Annotated in this window: 19 protein-coding genes; 4 read left to right on the top strand and 15 right to left on the bottom strand. The window is 72.7% G+C overall.

Going from position 1 to position 18412, the window contains the following annotated elements; genetic code table 11:
- Positions 1-61: 61 nt before the first annotated feature.
- Both AC3IYI_RS24540 and AC3IYI_RS24535 read left to right on the top strand, forming a co-directional pair.
- Complete coding sequence (locus tag AC3IYI_RS24540) at positions 62-1297, top strand: LCP family protein (RefSeq protein ID WP_489405768.1); 1236 nt, start codon at positions 62-64, stop codon at positions 1295-1297.
- Positions 1285-2703, top strand: coding sequence for an FtsW/RodA/SpoVE family cell cycle protein (locus AC3IYI_RS24535; RefSeq protein ID WP_489405767.1), 1419 nt, complete (start codon positions 1285-1287; stop codon positions 2701-2703). Before AC3IYI_RS24540 ends, AC3IYI_RS24535 begins: the two co-directional genes overlap by 13 nt.
- Positions 2704-2874: 171 nt before the next feature.
- Here AC3IYI_RS24535 and AC3IYI_RS24530 read toward each other — a convergent pair whose 3' ends face one another.
- Together AC3IYI_RS24530 and AC3IYI_RS24525 are read right to left on the bottom strand one after the other, a co-directional pair.
- Positions 2875-3759: a polysaccharide deacetylase family protein gene (locus AC3IYI_RS24530; RefSeq protein ID WP_489405766.1), complete on the bottom strand. Its 885-nt coding sequence runs from the start codon at positions 3757-3759 to the stop codon at positions 2875-2877.
- Entirely contained in the window at positions 3756-4721 is a 966-nt protein-coding gene (locus tag AC3IYI_RS24525) for a polysaccharide deacetylase family protein (RefSeq protein ID WP_489405765.1), read from the bottom strand. The genes AC3IYI_RS24530 and AC3IYI_RS24525 overlap by 4 nt, the downstream gene beginning before the upstream one ends.
- 100 nt (positions 4722-4821) lie before the next feature.
- On the opposite strand from AC3IYI_RS24525, the gene AC3IYI_RS24520 reads away from it, so the two are divergent.
- Complete coding sequence (locus tag AC3IYI_RS24520; RefSeq protein ID WP_489405764.1) at positions 4822-6000, top strand: class I SAM-dependent methyltransferase; 1179 nt, start codon at positions 4822-4824, stop codon at positions 5998-6000.
- On the opposite strand, the gene AC3IYI_RS24515 is transcribed toward AC3IYI_RS24520, so the two are convergent.
- From AC3IYI_RS24515 to tsaB, 5 genes are read right to left on the bottom strand one after another with little or no spacing between them, the layout of a single operon-like run.
- Entirely contained in the window at positions 5980-6633 is a 654-nt protein-coding gene (locus AC3IYI_RS24515; RefSeq protein ID WP_489405763.1) for a hypothetical protein, read from the bottom strand. The genes AC3IYI_RS24520 and AC3IYI_RS24515 overlap by 21 nt on opposite strands.
- A 53-nt stretch (positions 6634-6686) precedes the next feature.
- Entirely contained in the window at positions 6687-6968 is a 282-nt protein-coding gene (locus AC3IYI_RS24510; protein WP_489405762.1) for a hypothetical protein, read from the bottom strand.
- Positions 6965-8110, bottom strand: coding sequence for a tRNA (adenosine(37)-N6)-threonylcarbamoyltransferase complex transferase subunit TsaD (gene tsaD / locus AC3IYI_RS24505; protein WP_489405761.1), 1146 nt, complete (start codon positions 8108-8110; stop codon positions 6965-6967). The genes AC3IYI_RS24510 and tsaD overlap by 4 nt, the downstream gene beginning before the upstream one ends.
- Positions 8103-8606 carry a ribosomal protein S18-alanine N-acetyltransferase gene (gene rimI, locus AC3IYI_RS24500; protein WP_489411643.1) on the bottom strand — a complete coding sequence of 168 codons (504 nt, stop codon included), beginning with the start codon at positions 8604-8606 and terminating at the stop codon, positions 8103-8105. Before rimI ends, tsaD begins: the two co-directional genes overlap by 8 nt.
- A 29-nt stretch (positions 8607-8635) precedes the next feature.
- Positions 8636-9313: a tRNA (adenosine(37)-N6)-threonylcarbamoyltransferase complex dimerization subunit type 1 TsaB gene (gene tsaB, locus AC3IYI_RS24495; RefSeq protein WP_489405760.1), complete on the bottom strand. Its 678-nt coding sequence runs from the start codon at positions 9311-9313 to the stop codon at positions 8636-8638.
- 146 nt (positions 9314-9459) lie between these two features.
- Here tsaB and AC3IYI_RS24490 point away from each other — a divergent pair, with 146 nt between their 5' ends.
- Positions 9460-10017 (top strand): hypothetical protein, encoded by a 558-nt coding sequence (locus AC3IYI_RS24490; RefSeq protein WP_489405759.1) that lies wholly within the window; start codon positions 9460-9462, stop codon positions 10015-10017.
- A 61-nt stretch (positions 10018-10078) separates the two neighbouring features.
- On the opposite strand, the gene AC3IYI_RS24485 is transcribed toward AC3IYI_RS24490, so the two are convergent.
- The 8 genes from AC3IYI_RS24485 to AC3IYI_RS24450 form a co-directional block, all read right to left on the bottom strand.
- Positions 10079-10270, bottom strand: coding sequence for a hypothetical protein (locus AC3IYI_RS24485; protein WP_489405758.1), 192 nt, complete (start codon positions 10268-10270; stop codon positions 10079-10081).
- 184 nt (positions 10271-10454) lie between these two features.
- The gene (tsaE, locus tag AC3IYI_RS24480) at positions 10455-10976 is read right to left on the bottom strand and encodes a tRNA (adenosine(37)-N6)-threonylcarbamoyltransferase complex ATPase subunit type 1 TsaE (RefSeq protein ID WP_489405757.1); all 522 of its coding nucleotides are present in this window, start codon (positions 10974-10976) and stop codon (positions 10455-10457) included.
- Entirely contained in the window at positions 10960-12105 is a 1146-nt protein-coding gene (locus AC3IYI_RS24475) for an alpha/beta fold hydrolase (RefSeq protein ID WP_489405756.1), read from the bottom strand. Before AC3IYI_RS24475 ends, tsaE begins: the two co-directional genes overlap by 17 nt.
- 14 nt (positions 12106-12119) lie before the next feature.
- A complete protein-coding gene (gene alr / locus AC3IYI_RS24470) occupies positions 12120-13256 on the bottom strand; it encodes an alanine racemase (protein WP_489405755.1) in 1137 nt (378 codons plus the stop codon).
- Between the two features lie 369 nt (positions 13257-13625).
- Positions 13626-15029 carry an NAD(P)H-hydrate dehydratase gene (locus AC3IYI_RS24465; protein WP_489405754.1) on the bottom strand — a complete coding sequence of 468 codons (1404 nt, stop codon included), beginning with the start codon at positions 15027-15029 and terminating at the stop codon, positions 13626-13628.
- 87 nt (positions 15030-15116) lie between these two features.
- Positions 15117-15485 carry a holo-ACP synthase gene (locus tag AC3IYI_RS24460; protein WP_489405753.1) on the bottom strand — a complete coding sequence of 123 codons (369 nt, stop codon included), beginning with the start codon at positions 15483-15485 and terminating at the stop codon, positions 15117-15119.
- A gap of 82 nt (positions 15486-15567) precedes the next feature.
- The gene (gene glmS, locus AC3IYI_RS24455) at positions 15568-17418 is read right to left on the bottom strand and encodes a glutamine--fructose-6-phosphate transaminase (isomerizing) (RefSeq protein WP_489405752.1); all 1851 of its coding nucleotides are present in this window, start codon (positions 17416-17418) and stop codon (positions 15568-15570) included.
- Positions 17419-17552: 134 nt separating this feature from the next.
- A complete protein-coding gene (locus tag AC3IYI_RS24450; protein WP_489405751.1) occupies positions 17553-18314 on the bottom strand; it encodes a hypothetical protein in 762 nt (253 codons plus the stop codon).
- Positions 18315-18412: the final 98 nt, after the last annotated feature.

The raw sequence follows: 18412 nt of genomic DNA, 5'->3' as shown, positions 1-18412 counted from the left end.
CTGAAGGCGCCTTCAGGACCCTCAGGGTTCCTTCAGCACCGCTCCCCCAGCATCGACAGGCATGAGCGCCCACCGCAGGAAGCCCCGTGAACCGAAGTCCCCGGTGTCCGCGTCCCGCAGGCGCAGGCTCACCCGCACCCTGCTGGCGTCCGGCTGCGCCCTGGTGGTGCTCGCGGGGGCGGGTGCCTGGTACCTGTACGACGACCTCGCCTCCAGCATCGGCAGCTCCAAGGCCCTGGAGGGCGCCGAGAAGTCGAAGCACGGCGATGTGAACATCCTGCTGATGGGTCTGGACAGCCGCCGGGACCAGAACGGCGAGGACCTACCGCCGGCGGTCCTCGACAAACTGCACGCGGGCGCGAGCTCCGACGTCGGCGGCTACAACACCAACACCCTGATCCTTCTTCACGTCCCCGGCGACGGGAGCAAGGCGAAGGCCTTCTCGGTGCCGCGCGACGACTTCGTCGAGCTGCACGGGGTGCCCGGGTTCACCGGCAAGGCCAAGATCAAAGAGGCGTACGGGCGGGCGAAGGCCCAGGTCGAGGACCAGCTCGCCGCAAAGGGGATCAAGGACCGGCGGCAGCTGGAGCGCGAGGGGCGCGAGGCGGGGCGCAAGGCGGAGCTCGCGACGGTGCGCACCTTCCTGGGCGTGCCGATCGACCACTTCGCCGAGCTGAACCTGGCCGGTTTCTATCACCTCGCGGACGCGCTGGGCGGCGTACCGGTGTGCCTGAAGAAGCCGGCGAAGGACAGTTATTCGGGGGCGGACTTCCCGGCGGGGCGCCAGACGCTCGACGGGCAGCAGTCGCTGGCCTTCGTACGGCAGCGGCACGGCCTGACCATGGGCGACCTGGACCGGACGAAGCGGCAGCAGGCGTTCCTGGCGGGGGCCACGTACCAGCTGAACCGGGCCGGGACCTTCACCGATCCGGTGAAGCTGATGAAGCTGATCGACTCGGCGAAGCAGGACGTCGTCACCGACCGGGGGTGGGACCTGCTGTCGTTCGTGAAGCAGGCGAAGAACCTGTCCGGGGGCAACGTGGAGTTTGTGACCCTTCCCATCGAGGGCTTCGGCAGGAACCGGGGCGCCGAGATAAACGTCGTAGATGATATGAAGATAAAGCGGTTCATAGCCGAGCGGATCGGGCCCGGCGCCACTGCGAGCCCGAGCGCGCCTGGCGCCGCTCCCTCCTCACCGGGCACGCCGCCCGCCCCGCAGGGTTCCGCCCCCGCACCGTCCCGGAGCGGCAGCGCAACCCCCGCCATCGACGGCGGCGGCGTCCCGTGCGTGGACTGAAACCCCTGACCACGGCGGGCGCGCGCCGCCGCACGGAGGCGCTGCTGCTCGTCCTCGTCCTCGCGGTGACCATTTCCGGCCACATCAGCGCCGGCCTCGCTATGAACGACGAGCTGCCGTCCGGTCTCACCGGCTTCGTGGTCAGCATGACGCTGCTCGCGCTGGTGGGGCACCTGGCCGTGCGCCGGTTCGCGGCGTACGCGGATCCGCTGGTCTTCCCGCTGGCCCTGCTGCTGACCGGGCTGGGGCTGGTGCTGCTGCACCGCCTCGACCAGGGGTACATCGAGCGGTACAACTCTGAAGCGACGGCGCCCGGCCAGCTGCTCTGGACGGTGATCGGCGTCGCGGCCTGCATCGCGGTGCTGGGGCTGCTGCGCGACCACCGGCTGCTGCAGCGGTTCATCTACATCACGATGGTCGTGGCGCTCGTGGCGCTGATCGCGCCGGCCTTCTTCGGCGCGGACACCTACGGGGCGAAGCGCTGGATCAAGTTCGGCGGGCTCTCGGTCCAGCCCGGCGAGTTCGTGAAGATCATGATCGCGGTCTTCTTCGCGGGTTACCTGGTGATTCACCGCGACGCGCTGGCCCTGTCGGGCCGCAAGTTCCTGGGCATGCGGCTGCCGCCGATGCGCCAGCTCGGCCCCCTCATCACGGTGTGGATCGTCTCGCTGCTGGTGCTGATCTTCGAGCGCGACCTCGGCACCTCGCTGCTCTTCTTCGGCGTCTTCGTGGTCATGCTCTACGTGGCCACGGAACGCACCAGCTGGATCGTCTGCGGCCTGGTCCTCGCCTCGGCGGGCGCCTTCGTCGTGGGCACGACGGAGCCGCACGTCAAGGCCCGCGTGGCCGCCTGGCTGAACCCGCTGTCGTACTACTGGAAGGACCGGCCGCCGGGCGTCGTCTCGGACCAGTCGGCGCAGGCACTGTTCAGCTTCGGCACGGGCGGCATCTCCGGCACGGGCCTCGGCATGGGCCATCCCGAGCTGATCAAGTTCGCGGGCCGCAGCGACTTCATCCTGACGACGGTGGGCGAGGAGCTCGGCCTGGCCGGAGTCATGGCCGTCCTGATCCTCTACGCGCTCCTCGTGCAGCGCGGGCTGCGGATGGCGCTGGGCGCCCGTGACCCGTTCGGCAAGCTGCTGGCGGTGGGCCTGTCGTCCGCCCTGGCGCTCCAGGTCTTCATCGTGGCCGGCGGCGTCACGGGGCTGATCCCGCTGACGGGCAAGGCCCTGCCCTTCCTGGCCGCGGGTGGCTCGTCCCTCCTGGCCAACTGGATCATGATCGCGCTGCTGCTGCGCATCTCCGACAGCACCGAGAGACAGCGCGAGGCGGACGCCCGGGGCCCGGTGGAGACGACGATCACCCCGCAGGCCGCCGGGCCCGAACCCCAGCCGGCCGCGCCCTAGGGCCTGTCGTCAAACTCCTGTCGTCGCCCGAAGGGCGGCCTCGCGGCGTCTGGTGCGTGCTCTCGGCGTGCCGGGCGGAAGCCCGCGTACTGGACGTACTCGGGCTTTCGCCCGGTGCGGCGAGAGCGCGTGCCAGACGCCGCGAGGCAGACAGGAGTTTGACGACAGGCCCTAGAGGTAGTCCTCCAGGCGGCCGATCCGGTAGCCCTGCTCCTGTATCCGACGGAGCATCCGGGTCGTCATCTCCGTCTCCGTCGTGCCCTTCAGCTCGGAGGGGCCGCGGAAGTGGGCCAGGATGATGTCACCGGGTTTGAGGGCGGAGCCCTCGGCGTACTGGAAGTTGTTGATCTGCATCGACACGCGCCACAGGAGGAGCTGGGATATCCCGCACTCGTGCGCGGCCCTGAGGGTGTCGTCGTTGTGATTGCCGTACGGCGGGCGGAAGAGCGTCGGCCGCTTGCCGAAGCGCGTTTCCAGTCGGTCCTGCTGCCCGCATATCTCCTTCTTCTGCGCCTCGAAGGACAGGGTCCGGAGATTCGGGTGCGTCAGCGTGTGGTTGTTTATCGTGCTGTCGGAGCCGTTGTCGCGGAGCGTTTCGAAGTGGCCGTAGTCCGACGAGGCGATGTTGTCCGTCAGGAACATGCCGATCGGCAGCTTCAGATCGGCGGCCATCTTGAGGAACTCGGGGCTCTTCTCGGCGCCGTCGTCGAACGTCAGGAAGACGACCTTGTCGTCCGCCGGGACGGGTATTCGGTCGATGACCTGGACCCGCCCCGCCTTGGCCGGGGGGATCTGGGGTTTGGCTGCCGGCTTGGGCGCGTACTGGAGGGGGCCGCCGAGGCCCCATTTCTTGTACGCCTCGTCCGCCGCGGCCGTCGATCCCTTGGCCATCGCGGAGGGGGAGGCCGCCCCCGAGGGCGACGGAGTCGCCCTGGCCTCCGTGGTCTTGCGCCCCAGGCGTTCGATGGGGTCCACGCTGTCCCCGCACCCCGTCAGGGACAGCGCGAGCGCGCCGGCCGTCAGCGTTCCGGCTACGAACCGGCGCGCGTGCTTCACAAGTAGTCCTCCAGGCGAGCCACGGCATAACCCTTGTCCGTGACGGTCTTCATGACGTGACGGATCATGTCAGTCATGCTGCCCTTCCAGTCTTCCTTGCCCCGGAAGTGCGTGAGGATGATGTCCCCGGGGTGCAGGTCCTTGTCCCACTCCCGCCAGTCCATCCGGTTCGGGAAGGCCTCCTCGTTCCACAGCGGAACGGCCTTGATCCCGCAGGACTTGGCCGCGCGCAGCGTGTCCTCGTTGTAGTTCCCGTACGGCGGCCGGAAGAGCGTCGGCCGCTTGCCGAACGTCTTCTCGATCGTGTCCTGCTGTCCGCAGATCTCCTGGCGCTGCTTCTCGTAGGAGAGCGCCGGCATGTAGCGGTGGTTGAGCGTGTGGTTGTTCAGCGTGACGCCCGCCGCCTGCATCTCCTTGAAGTACGGGTAGTTGTCCCGGACCAGGTAGTCGCTCAGGAAGGCGGTGTACGGGAGCTTCAGTTCCTGCATCATCTTCAGGAACTCGGGGTCCTTCTCGGCCCCGTCGTCGATCGTCAGGAAGACGACCTTCTCCTCCGTGGGGACGGTGGTGAAGACCGGGGGCAGCTCGTCCTGGCCCTCGACCTCGAAGCCGTCGCGGGTGCTGATCTCCGGCTTCTGCTTGGGCGCTTGCGGAGCGACGAGCGGCGGCTTGACCAGCCCCCACTTCTTCGCGGCCACGACCCTCGCCTGCTGAAGGGCCTTCAGCTTCTCGGTGTAGGTGCCGAGCGCGCCGGCCGCTCCGGCCTGCTCGCCGGCGGCGCCCGCGGCGGCCTTCGCCTTGGCGGCCTTGTCCGGCGTCTCGGACCCGCCGGCTCCGCAGCCCGTGCCGAGTGCGGCGACGAGCAGTGCGGCCATCGCGGCCGTACCCAGCCGGCCGCGCGTGACTGCCGCGATCCGGTGACCATGTTGCGTCTTATGTTCCTTTTGTCGGACTAGCTGCATAGTTCGGGATCTTTACACCCTTCACGCGCGCGCCCCGCGCGACACCGCGAAGGGAATTCGACCTTCCTTCGAGTGGCCCACCGTGGCCGACAATGGAGCCGTGACCCCCGAAGACTTCGCCGCGCTCCTCGCCCCCGAGGGCCACGCCCTCCTCGACTCGCTCCGGGACTACGACCCCGCCCAGGAGCTCGCCGTCGCCACCCGGCTGCGCCGCGAACACCCCGCCGCGCTGGTCTCCGCCGCCCTCGGCCAGGCCCGGCTGCGGCAGCGCGCGGTGGCGAAGTTCGGGGCCGAGGACGCCCGCCGGATGTACTTCACCCCCGGCGGCGGGGAGATGGCCACCCGCGCCTCCGTGGCCTCGTACCGCGCCGAGCGGCTCGCCGCCCTGGGCGTACGCAGCCTCGCGGACCTCTGCTGCGGGATCGGCGGGGACGCCCTCGCCCTGGCCCGGCTCGGCATCCGCGTCCTGGCGGTGGACCACGATCCGCTGACCGTCGCCGTTGCGCGCGCCAATGCCGAGGCCCTGGGGCTGGCGGACCTGATCGAGGTCCGGGAGGCCGATGTGACGGAGGTCGACACCGCGGGCTACGACGCCGTCTTCATCGACCCGGCCCGCCGGGGCGGGCGGGGCAGGATCTTCGACCCGGAGTCCTACTCCCCTCCCCTGTCCTGGGCGATCACCACCGCCCGCTCCGCGAAGGTCGCCGCCATCAAGATCGCCCCCGGAATCCCGCACGAGGCGGTGCCCGCCGAGGCGCAGGCCGAGTGGATCTCCGACCAGGGGGACGTGAAGGAGGCCGTGCTGTGGTTCGGGACGGCCCCGGGCGAGATCCGCGCCACCCTGCTGCCCGGCCCGCGCGCGCTGGCGACCGCTGATCCGCTGCCCGATCCCGAGGCCGGCCCCGTCGGCCGCTACCTCTACGAGCCCGACGGCGCCGTGATCCGCGCCCACCTCGTCGCCGAGGTCGCCGAGCAGCTGGGCGGGCGGCTGATCGACCCGACCATCGCGTACATCACCGCCGACGAGCTGCACGAGACCCCGTACGCGACCTCGTACGAGATCACCGACGTGCTGCCGTTCGGGCTGAAGAAGCTCAAGGCACTGCTGCGCGAGCGCGGGGTCGGCATCCTCACGGTGAAGAAGCGCGGCTCCGCCATCGAGCCCGAGGAGCTGCGCAGGAAGGTGAAGCCGCAGGGCCCGAACTCCGCCACGGTCTTCCTGACCCGTGTCGCCGGCGCCCCCTCGATGCTGATCGGCTCACCGACCGCCCGCCCCTGACGGCCCGCCGGCCCCTCCCCCGAAGACGCGCAGCGCCCAGCGGTAGTGCGCGCCCGCCTTGCCGAGGCCCAGCAGGGCGGTGATCCACAGGATCATGCCGATGCCCATGGTGTAGGCGACCTCGCCGTAGGTGTCGGCGCCGGGGCGGGCCGTCGCCGCCGACGCGAAGGTCACCCAGAGTCCGAGCCCGCCCAGGGCGAAGGAGGCCAGCAGCCAGATCAGGCTGCGTCCGGGCGCGCGTACGGCGGCGTCCACGGGGGCGTCCCGGTCCAGTTCCGCCCAGGCGCACAGCAGCCGGCGCACCTGCCGGTCCCGCTTGGCGCCCCAGGCGAACCAGAACCCGGCCGGTATCAGCACGCCCACGCCGAGCACGGCGAATATCAGGCCGAAGAGGTAGGAGAACGGGTCGCGCGTCTCGATGGCCATCAGGGCCATGCCGACGAAGGTCCAGCCCAGGGCGAAGACCGCCGAGACCGACCAGAGGAGCAGGAGCCGGCCGAAACCCAGACTGCGCCGCCCGAGCTCCGCCAGGAAACGGGCACGGTCGGCCCGTACGGCCCGGACGGCATGCTCGTCGAACCAGGCGCGCAGGTGCGCGGGAGGGGGCGGTGGCGGCAGGTCACGGCGGGGCATGCGCATGACCATATCCGCACGCCAGGGGCCCCGACGGACCGCCGGACGGAGCCTCAGCCTCCGTCCGGCTCCCCGACCTCCACCGATTCGAAGCGCCAGCGGTGGACCGCCCGCGTGATCAAATCGGCTGCGGGTTCCGGCAGTTCGGGCAGTTCGGCGCCGATCCCCTCGGAGGTCTCCCACCAGGTGATGACGAGCACCCGGTCCTGCGGAGCGCTGAACACCTCGCGCCGCACCGGGTCTTGGGCCAGGATCCGCGAACGGGCCCACTCCAGCAGCTCGTTGGCGCGCCCGGGCACGGCCCGGGCCTCCCACATCAGCGCGATGGTGCTCACGAGTACAGGTTGTCCTTGCTCAGCTCGTGGACGTGGTCGTGGTCGTGCGCATGACCGTGCCCGTGGCCGTGGCCGTCCCCATGCGAATGGCCGTGGGAATGGCCGGGAACATGCGGGTCGGTGACCGGAAGTGAGGAGTCCGCCGACAGGTCCCAGTCCGAAGGTGCCCTGTTCCGCTTGACCATCTCCGCGCCCAGCGCCGCCACCATCGCACCGTTGTCCGTGCACAGCCCCGGGCGCGGCACCCGCAGGATGATCCCCGCGTCGTCGCACCGCTCCTGGGCCAGCGAGCGCAGCCGGGAGTTGGCCGCGACCCCGCCGCCGATCATCAGGTGGTCGACGCCCTCGTCCTTGCAGGCGCGGATCGCCTTGCGCGTCAGCACGTCCACCACGGCCTCCTGGAAGGAGGCCGCCACATCGCGCACCGGCACGTCCTCGCCCGCCTTGCGCTTCGCCTCGATCCAGCGGGCGACCGAGGTCTTGAGCCCGGAGAAGGAGAAGTCGTACGGGGCGTCGCGCGGGCCCGTCAGTCCGCGCGGGAAGGCGATCGCCTTCGGGTCCCCCTCGCGTGCGAGCCGGTCGATGACCGGGCCGCCGGGGAAGCCCAGCTGCAGGACGCGCGCGATCTTGTCGAAGGCCTCGCCCGCCGCGTCGTCGATGGTCGCGCCGAGCGGCCGTACGTCGGAGGTGATGTCGGGGGCCAGCAGCAGCGAGGAGTGCCCGCCGGAGACCAGCAGCGCCATCGTCGGCTCGGGCAGCGGCCCGTGCTCCAGCTGGTCGACGCAGATGTGCGAGGCCAGGTGGTTCACCCCGTACAGCGGCTTGCCCAGCGCGTACGCGTAGGCCTTCGCGGCGGAGACGCCCACCAGCAGGGCCCCCGCGAGCCCGGGGCCGGCGGTGACGGCGATGCCGTCCAGGTCGCGGGCGCTGACCCCGGCCTCCTTCAGGGCGCGCTCGATGGTGGGGACCATCGCCTCCAGGTGCGCGCGGGAGGCCACCTCGGGCACGACCCCGCCGAAGCGGGCGTGCTCGTCGACGCTCGACGCGATGGCGTCCGCGAGCAGCGTGGTGCCGCGGACGACGCCGACGCCGGTCTCGTCGCAGGAGGTCTCGATGCCGAGGACGAGCGGTTCGTCAGCCATGGGTCGTCTCACCTTGCAGGGGTTTGAAATATGCGGGGTCGGGGTCTAGGGGTACGGGGTCGGACATGCGGCGCATCACGAGGGCGTCCACGTTGCCGGGCTGGTAGTAGCCGCGCCGGAAGCCGATCGGCTCGAAGCCGAAGCGCGCGTAGAGCTTCTGGGCCCGGATGTTGTCGACCCGCACCTCCAGCAGCACCTCGGCGCACTCGAACGCGGTGGCGGCGCGCAGCAGCTCGGTCAGCAGCCGGGCGCCGAGCCCGGTGCCCCACTGGTCTCGCGCCGCGGCGATGGTCTGTACGTCGGCCAGGTCCCCGGCGGCGGCCAGCCCGGCGTAGCCGACCAGCCGGCCGGCCTCCTCCGCCACGAGGTAGCGGCGCGTGGCGCCGGGGCCGCGGGCGTGCGCCAGCTCGGACCAGAACATCCCCGCGGACCAGGCGTCCTCGGGGAACAGCTCGTGTTCCAGCTCCAGCACGGGCCCGATGTCCCACCAGCGCATCTCGCGCAGGACGACGGCTGAGGTGGCTGTCACTGCGGGGTGACCACCTTGTAGTTCTTGGGCACCTCGGCGTCGGGCCGGCGCAGGTAGAGCGGCGTCGGGGGCAGGCCCCCGACATTTTCGAAGGGCTCCCCCGCCGCCAGCCGCTCCGCGGCCAGGGCGGCCAGCGCGGCGGCGCTCTGGTGCTCGGGGGCCCGCGCGTCGGTGAAGACGTCCGGGTACAGCTGCGCGCCCTGTCCGACGGCGGGCAGTCCGGCGACGCGCTCGGCGATGTCGGCCGGCCGGTCCACCGCGGGCTCGCCGACCCGGGTGCGGGGGTCCTCGTAGCGCGCCCAGTAGACCTCCTTGCGCCGGGCGTCGGTGGCCACGGTGAAGGGGCCCTCGATCCCGGCGGCGCCGGCCGCGTAGGCCAGGCCGTCGAGGGTGCACAGCCCGTGGACGGGCACGCCGAGGACGGAGGCGAAGGTGGACGCGGTCACGAGGCCGACGCGCAGTCCGGTGTAGGGGCCGGGGCCGACGCCGACGACGATGCCGGTGACGGCCTCGAGCGTGACCCCCGCCTCGGCGAGGACCTTGTCGACGGAGGGCAGCAGGAGCTCCCCGTGGCGGCGGGCGTCGACCTGGTTCGACTCGGCGAGGACGGACTCGCCGTCGTACAGGGCGACGGTGACGGCGGGCGTGGCGGTATCTACAGCGAGCAAGAGCACGCGAACAGCCTACGACTCCGGGGCCCCCGGCCCTTGCGGCCGGTCTGCGGGCACCCCTGCTGCTACCTTCGGACCAGGTGTCGGGGTGTGATCGTCCGCCTGGCATCCGACTGGCATCGACTGACCATGCGGAGAGGTGGAGCAAGGTGGCACGCAGCAGCTCGGGAATCGTGGCCGGGCTCACCGTCGCGGCGCTCGCCGTCGTCGGTTTCCTCGGCTACCAGGCCTCCGCCTCCGCTCCCGCGCTCCCGCCGAAGGCCGCCGCGCAGACCCCGGTGCCCACGCCCAGCGGCTCCGCGCCCGCCAAGACGGACCCGGCGAAGCCGGTGGCCCTCCCGGCCGGCTCCGGCACCGGGGTGCGCGTCGTGTACTCCCTGAGTGCCAAGCGCGTGTGGCTGGTGGGACCCGACGGGGCTCCGAAGTCCTTCGCCGTGGTGCCGAGCACGGTGCACCCGGCGCCCGGCAGGTACACGGTGGGCGGCCGTACGGGCGCGGTGACCGGCTCGGACGGGGTACCGATCGAGCACGTCGTGCGGTTCGCGAGTCCGCAGGGGATCACGGTCGGGTTCAGCGCCCGCGTGGACAACACCCTGCCGACGCCCGATCCGGCGAAGAAGACCGGCGGCATCCGCATGCTGCGCGCGGACGGGGATGCGATGTGGGCCTTCGCGACGATCGGCTCGAAGGTCGTCGTCGTTCCCTGACCCGGCCTCGACACGCCACGTTCACTCGTACGGGGACTGCGCCGTCAGGCGGTCCCCCACTTCAGGCCGCTTCGGACTCCGGGGCGGCCTGTTCGCTGCCCTCCGCCCCTTCCCGTACGGGACCGGGCTCCGGGGCGTGCTCGCGCGCGGGCGGTGTCGACACGGCGCTGGCGGCGGCGCCCGCGGCGAGCAGCGCCCCCATGGACACGGCGGACGGGCGGGGGAACTCGCCCGATGCTCCTGTTGCCGACATGGTTGCCTCCTGGCCGGGGCCAGCCCGCACTTAGGTACGCCTAACCAGCCCTCCGTACCATGTGACCACGCGCCCCACCGCCCGCGCAATATCTTCCCGACGACTTGTCGGAACGTTTCTCACCGCGCCTGCGCCGCGCCTGCGCCGCGCCTGCGCCGCGAAACGCACTGCGACTGCGCCGCGCCTACTCCGACAGGACGCCCGCGAGGCTCTCCAGACCCGCCCCGGCCGACCAGCGGGTGCCGATCCCGCGGACAATCACCTCGCGCACGTCGTCCAGGACCTCCTCGTGGCCGACCGCCCGGCGGATCACCACGTGCAGCCGGTCGTCGGAGAGCTCCTCGACCTTGCCGTCACCCCACTCCACGACGACGACGGACTCGGGCAGCGAGACGTCGAGGTCCAGGTCCTCCATCTCGTCCAGCCCTCCGCCCAGCCGGTACGCGTCCACGTGCACCAGCGCCGGACCGCCGGTCAGCGAGGGGTGGACCCGGGCGATCACGAAGGTCGGCGAGGTCACGGCCCCGCGCACGCCCAGGCCCTCGCCGAGGCCGCGGGTCAGGGTGGTCTTCCCCGCGCCGAGCTCCCCGGTCAGCAGGACGAGGTCGCCGGGGCGCAGCAGCCCGGCGATCCGGCGCCCGAGGTCCTGCATGGCGTCGGGCGAGCCGACGGTGACGTGCGCTTCCGTGTCAGGAACTTCTTTCATGCCCGCCAACGTTAGCCGCTGCCGGCACCGTCCCGGTGCGCGCGAGGAGCTCGGTGAGCAGCCGGGTCACGGTGTCCGGGTGCTCCAGCATCATCAGGTGCCCGGCGGACTCCAGGACGACCAGCTCGGCGGAGGGCAGCGCTTCCTTGATCGCCCGGCTGTGCTCGGGCGGGGTGACCATGTCGCGGTCCCCGGCGATGACGGTGACGGGGATGTCCGCGAACCGCTGGAGGGCGGCCGTCTTGTCGTGCGCCTGGAAGGCCGGGTAGAACTCGGCGACCACGTCGATGGGCGTGGCCTCGATGAGCCGCTCGGCGAAGCGGGCGACGCCCGGATCGACGTCGCGCGAGGCGAAGGAGTACATCTTGACCATCCCGGCGAACAGGTCGGCGGTGGCCCGGCGGCCCTTCTCCACCAGCTCCACCTGGGAACCGAGCGCCTTGAGCACCCCGGGCAGCAGGCGCCGTACCGTGCCGAAGCCCAGGGAGGGCAGCCCGTACGTGACCTCGTCCAGCCGGCCGCTGGAGGTGCCGACCAGGGCCACGGCGGCCACCCGGTCCCGGATGAGGCCGGGGAACTCCTGGGCCAGTCCCATGATGGTCATCCCGCCCATCGAGTGACCGACCAGGATCAGCGGGCCCTCGGGGGCGGCGGCGTCGATGACGGCCTTCAGGTCGCGGCCGAGCTGTTCGAAGGTGACCGGTTCGCCGTCAGCCTGGGCCAGGCCGCGCGCGCTGCGGCCGTGGCTGCGCTGGTCCCAGTACACGGCGCGGACCACGCCGCGCAGGGCGGCGCGCTGGAAGTGCCAGGAGTCCTGGGCGAGGCAGTAGCCGTGGCAGAACACCACGGTCGGCCGGACCGGGGCCTTGCGGCGCAGCCGGCGCCGCTTGCCCTCCTCGGGCAGCTCGTCGACCTCGTAGTACAGCGCGGTGCCGTCCTCGGCCCGCGCGGTGCCGGGGGCTCCGCGCAGGGATCCGTAGTCCCCGGTCGCGTCGAGGGCGAGGCGCGCCTTCATGCGCATGCCCCGGCCGACGGTGATCCGTTCGACCGCGACCCCGGCCGCCGCACCGGCAGCTATCACGCCGATGGCGGCGCCGGCCCAGCCCGCCTTGCGCCAGTTCTCACTCACGCCGCAGCCCCCACTCAACCGCCCAGGTACACGCGGGGGACCCGGCCCCCGATACGGGTGACGATCTCATAGGCGATCGTGTGCGCCGCTCGAGCCCAGTCCTCGGCCGTGGGTTCACCGCGCTCCGCATCCCCGAAGATGACGGCCTCGTCGCCGGCGCGGGCGTGGCCGCCGTCCAGGTCGACCACGAACTGGTCCATGGCCACGCGCCCGGCGACGGTGCGGATGCGGCCGCCGACGAGCACCGGGCCGAGCCCGGACGCCTGCCGCGGGACGCCGTCGGCGTAGCCCGCGGGGATCAGCGCGAGGGTGGTCTCCCGCTCGGTGACGTAGTGGTGGCCGTAGCTGACGCCGTGCCCGGCCGGCACGGTCTTGACCAGCGCGACGGTGGCCTTGAGGGCCATCGCGGGCCGCAGGCCGAGCTGGGCGGGGGTGCCGAGCTCGGGCGCGGGCGAGACCCCGTAGAGGGCCAGGCCGCAGCGGACCAGGTCGAAGTGGGACTCGGGGAGGGTGAGCGTGGCCGGCGAGTTGGCGATGTGCCGGACCTCGGGCTCGACGCCCTCCTTCTCCGCGTACGCGAGCATCTCGCGGAAGGCGGTCAGCTGGAGCTGGATGGACGGGTGTCCGGGCTCGTCGGCGCAGGCGAAGTGCGACCAGACGCCGGTGACGCGGACGGTCCCCTCGGACTGCGCGGCGACGGCCGCGGTCACCAGGGCCTCCCAGTCGGCGGGCTGGCAGCCGTTGCGGCCCAGGCCCGTGTCGGCCTTGAGCTGGATCCTGGCGGTCAGGCCGGCGGCGCGGGCGGCCTCCCGTACCTCGTCGAGGGCCCACATCGCGCTGACGGACACGTCGATACCGGCCTCGACGGCCTCCCGCCAGGGCCCGCCGGGGGTCCACAGCCAGCACAGGACGGGCCCTTCGAGCCCGGCGGCGCGCAGCGCGAGGGCCTCCTCGGGCGTGGCGGTCCCGAGCCAGGTCGCACCGGCCTCCTGGGCGGCCTTGGCGCAGGCCACGGCCCCGTGCCCGTAGGCGTCCGCCTTCACGACGGCCATCAGGGCGGAGCGGGGCGCCCGCTCGCGCAGGGCCCGTACGTTCGCCCGGACGGCGTCAAGATCGATCTCGGCGTACACGCGCGCGGCTGTCTCGTTCATCCCCCCCAGTCTCTCAGAGCCCCGCCCGCCGAGCCGAACAGGCAGGCCCCCGGCGGGCCGCGCGGGCCGCCCGGGCCTACCGGGCCTACCGGGCCACAGGCCTACCGGGCCACAGGCCTACCGGGCCGCAGGCCTACCGGGCCTACCGGGCCACAGGCCTACCGGGCCGCAGGCCTACCGGGCCGCAGGCCTACCGGGCCGCAGGCCTACCGGGCCGCAGGGCAGCCGGGCAGCCGGGCAGCCGGGCAGCCGGGCCACAGGGCCCGCACGTCCAAGCCGCCGCCGGCACAATCCAGCCCCGCCGGCGTTTGAGGCGCGGGGGTCCGGGGGCAGCGCCCCCGGCAACGGCGCCGCACCCGGGACCCGGAACTAGCGGCGAGCGGCCTCGCGCCACGCACGGGGCAGGGCTTCGGCCACCTGGTGGGCCAGGAGGGGGCCACCGGTGAGGCGGGCCGCCAGGCCGTGGAGGTACGCCGCGACCGACCCGGCGTCCACGGCCGGCAGGCCGGCCGCCAGCAGGGACCCGGCCAGCCCGGACAGCACGTCCCCGCTCCCGGCGGTGGCCAGCCACGGGGTCCCGGTCGGGTTCACCCGGACGGGTCCGGGCCCGGCCGGGGCGATCAGGGTCGTGGACCCCTTCAGCAGCGCCACCGCCCCGTACCGCTCCGCGAGCCCCCGCACGGCCTCCAGCCGCCCCGCCTCGACCGTCTCGCGCGGGACCCCCAGCAGCGCGGCCGCCTCCCCCGCGTGCGGGGTCAGCAGGGTCGGGGCCGCCCGGGCCCGCAGCTCGCCGGGGTCCAGCCCGCGCAGCCCGTCCGCGTCGACCAGTACCGGTACCGGCTGCGACAGCGCCTCCCGCACCTCCGGGCCGCCCTCGTCGCCCAGCCCCGGCCCGACCACCCACGCCTGGACCCGGCCGGTCCCGATCAGCGTCTCCGGGTACCGGGCCAGTACGGCTTCCGACACCGCCGGCGGCCCCACGTAGCGCACCGCGCCCGCGCCGCCCCGCAGCGCCCCCGCCACCGCGAGCACCGCCGCGCCCGGGTAGCGCGCGGACCCGGCGACGATCCCGAGCACGCCGCGCCGGTACTTGTCGCTCGACGCCGTCGGCTCCGGCAGCAGCCCCGCCACGTCGGCGTGCTGCAGGGCCTCCACCCCGGGGGCCGGCAGCACGTCGCCCAGCCCGATGTCCACCAGATGCAGCGCACCCGCCCGCGAGGCCCCCGGGTCGATCAGCAGCCCCGGCTTGTACGCCCCGAAGGTCACCGTCACGTCCGCCGTCACGGCGGCTCCGGCCACCTCCCCGGTGTCCGCGTCCACCCCGCTCGGCAGGTCCACCGCGACCACCACCGCGCCCGCCGGGATCCGCTCCACCAGCTCGGCCGCGGCCGGCCGCAGTGCGCCCCGGCCGCCGATCCCGACCAGCCCGTCGAGCACCAGGTCGGCCCGGTCGGGCACGGCCCCGGCGAGGTGCCCGCCGGCGGCCCGCAGCGCGGCCAGTCCGCCCGCGTGCACCCGCTCCGGATCCATCGCGACCGCCGTCACACCGACCCCGCGCCGGGCCAGGCGCGCGCCCGCGTAGAGGGTGTCGCCGCCGTTGTCCCCCGGGCCGACCAGCAGCACCACGCGGGACCCGTACACGCGGGGCAGCAACCGCACGCAGACGGCGGCCAGTCCGGCCGCCGCCCGCTGCATCAGGGTGCCTTCGGGCAGCCGGGCCATCAGCTCGCGCTCGGCGGCCCGTACGGTCTCCACGCTGTAAGCAGTACGCATGCCACCAGCGTGCCCGAAGAAGGCGCGGAGAAGCGGCGCAGAAGCCGCGGAGACGGCGCGGGCCAGGCAAGATCCGAAAGAGACGGCCTAGCCCTCGGCGATCACCACGGCGGAGGCGATGCCCGCGTCGTGGCTGAGGGAGATGTGCCAGGACTTCACTCCCAGCGCCAGGGCCCGCGCCTCGACCGTCCCGGAAACCCGCAGCCGCGGCTGTCCGGTGTCCTCCACGTACACCTCGGCGTCGGTCCACAGCAGCCCGCCGGGCGCGCCGAGCGCCTTGGCGAGCGCCTCCTTGGCGGCGAACCGGGCGGCGAGCGAGGCGGTCCCGCGCCGCTCGCCGCTCGGCAGGGTCAGCTCGGTGTCGAGGAACAGCCTCCCGGCCAGGCTCGGCGTGCGCTCCAGCGCCGCGCCGAACCGCTCGATCTCCGCCACATCGATCCCGACGCCGATAATCACAACCACAGCTCCAGCTACTACGCCGACTTCTCCACGGTCACCACCGTGCTCGATTGTCGGCGACCCGCTCCGTCCGCTGCGCTCACTCCACAGTCACCGACTTGGCGAGGTTACGCGGCTGGTCCACCTCGTTGCCGCGCGCCGTCGCCAGCTCGCACGCGAACACCTGCAGCGGCACGGTGGCCACGAGCGGCTGGAGCAGCGTCGGGGTGGCCGGGATGCGGATGAGGTGGTCGGCGTACGGGACCACCGCCTCGTCCCCCTCCTCGGCGATCACGATGGTCCGCGCCCCGCGCGCCCGGATCTCCTGAATGTTCGAAACGATCTTGTCGTGCAGCACCGAGCGCCCGCGCGGCGACGGTACGACGACCACGACCGGCAGGTCCTTCTCGATCAGCGCGATCGGCCCGTGCTTGAGCTCGCCCGCCGCGAAGCCCTCGGCGTGCATGTACGCCAGCTCCTTGAGCTTGAGCGCGCCCTCCAGCGCCACCGGGTAGCCGACGTGCCGCCCCAGGAACAGCACGGTGTTCTTGTCGGCGAGCGACCGCGCCAGCTCCCGTACCGGCTCCATGGTCTCCAGTACGGTGTCCACCGCCGCGGCGATGTCCGACAACTCCCTGATCACGGACCGGATCTCGTCGCCCCACTTCGTGCCGCGGACCTGCCCGAGGTAGAGGGCGACCAGGTAGCAGGCCACGAGCTGCGTCAGGAACGCCTTCGTGGAAGCAACGGCGACCTCGGGTCCGGCGTGCGTGTACAGCACGGCGTCCGACTCGCGCGGGATCGTGGAGCCGTTCGTATTGCAGACGGCCAGCACCTTGGCCCCCTGCTCGCGCGCGTGGCGCAGCGCCATGAGCGTGTCCATCGTCTCGCCCGACTGCGAGATCGCGATCACCAGCGTCCGCTGGTCCAGGATCGGGTCGCGGTAGCGGAACTCGCTGGCCAGCTCCGTCTCGCACGGGATGCGGGTCCAGTGCTCGATGGCCAGCTTCGCGATCATGGCCGCGTGGTACGCCGTACCGCACGCCACGATCACGACCTTGTCGACCTCGCGCAGCACCGAGTCGGGGATGCGCACCTCGTCGAGGGTGAGCAGGCCGTTCGCGTCGATCCGGCCCAGCAGGGTGTCGGCGACGGCCTTGGGCTGCTCGGCGATCTCCTTGAGCATGAAGTAGTCGTAGCCCCCCTTCTCCGCGGCCGAGGCGTCCCAGTCCACGTGGTACGCCCGCACGTTCGCGGCCGTACCGTCGAAGTTGGTCACCGTGACTCCGTCGCGCCGGAGCTCGACGACCTGGTCCTGCCCCAGCTCGATCGCGGACCGGGTGTGCGCGATGAAGGCGGCCACGTCCGAGGCGAGGAAGTTCTCGCCCTCCCCGACGCCCACCACGAGCGGCGAGTTGCGGCGCGCGCCCACCACCACGTCCGGCGCCCCGGCGTGCACGGCGACCAGCGTGAAGGCCCCGTCGAGGCGCCGGCACACCTGCCGCATCGCCTCCGCCAGGTCCCCGCCCGCGCCCTCGAAACGCTCGGCCAGCAGGTGCGCCACGACCTCGGTGTCCGTCTCGGACTCCAGCCGGTGCCCACGCTCGGCGAGCTCGGCCCGCAGGGCGGCGAAGTTCTCGATGATCCCGTTGTGCACGACGGCCACGCGCCCCGAATTGTCGAGGTGCGGATGGGCGTTGACGTCGGTGGGCCCCCCATGGGTGGCCCACCGGGTGTGTCCGAGCCCCGTGGAACCGGCCGGCAGCGGGTGCCCGACCAGCTCCTTCTCCAGATTGACCAGCTTGCCGGCCTTCTTGACGGCGGCGAGTTCCCCGTCGGCGAGCACGGCGACACCCGCCGAGTCGTAGCCGCGGTACTCCAGCCGCTTGAGTCCGGCAATGACCACATCGAGCGCCGACTGCGCTCCCACGTAACCCACGATTCCGCACATAAGCCGCAGGGTACGCCGTAGTTGGCTCCGTGCCCGGTACCTGAACAAGACGAAAACCCCGCCCCGGCGAAAGTGCCGGGGCGGGGTTGACGCACGCGTGAGCCGGTGTGCCGGACGAGCCGTCAGCCGAAATGTCAGCCGAGCTTCTTGAGCTGCGCCGCGACGACGGCCGTCGGCTGCTCGGCGGTGCCGGTGAAGCTGACGGCGGAGAAGACGGCGAGGGTGTCGGCCTTGCGCACGACCACGAGCTCCGTCTTGAGGGGCTTGCCCTCCGCGTCCATCTCGATGGTGTAGGCGAGCGCCTCGTCGCCGCCGGTGACGGGGCCGCCGGCGCTCACCTTGGTGACCTTGGCGGTTTCGCCGCCCTGGGTGCCGGTGTAGCCGGAGGCGCACGCCGGACCCGCGCTCTTGAGCTGCCCGAAGGCCTCGGCCGCGCCCTTCCCCTCGTACGACTGCAGGGTGACGGCGGTGGCGGTCGCGCCGAGGGCGTCCATGCTGGCCTTGAGCTTCTCCTCCGGGCTCGCGTCCGCGGCCGGCTCCTTGCCCTTGGCCACGGCCGTGACCCGCGCGGCGCCGGTCGAGGTGCCGATCGGGTCCATGGACTGGGCCTTGAGCAGCGGAACGCACGCGGGCTTGTCGCTGGTGGCCCCGGCGCCCTCCTTGGCCTCCTCCGCGCTGACGGCCTTCAGGACGTGGCCGGGCAGCTCGGCCTGGGTGACGAGCAGGCCGGTGAGCTCGGCGTCCGTCTTCCCCTTGGCGGCCGGAGCCGGAGCCGAAGCCGACGGCTTCGCGTCACCCTTGGCGTCGGGCGTCTCGGACCCGCACGCGGTCACGAGCAGCGCCAGGGACACGGCCGAGGCGGACAGGACGGTACGGCGGACGAGTGCGTTGCGCATGGTGGCGTTCCCCCCACAGGAAAGGTTCTACGGAAAGCGGCAGCGCGAGCTGCGGTGATCAACACCGTACGGGGCCCCCGCGCCCGACGTCCGCCGGT

The organism is Streptomyces sp. GL_148, assembly GCF_057834205.1.
The sequence above is the reverse complement of the archived record's forward strand: the minus strand, read 5'-3'. Positions and strand labels throughout refer to the sequence as shown.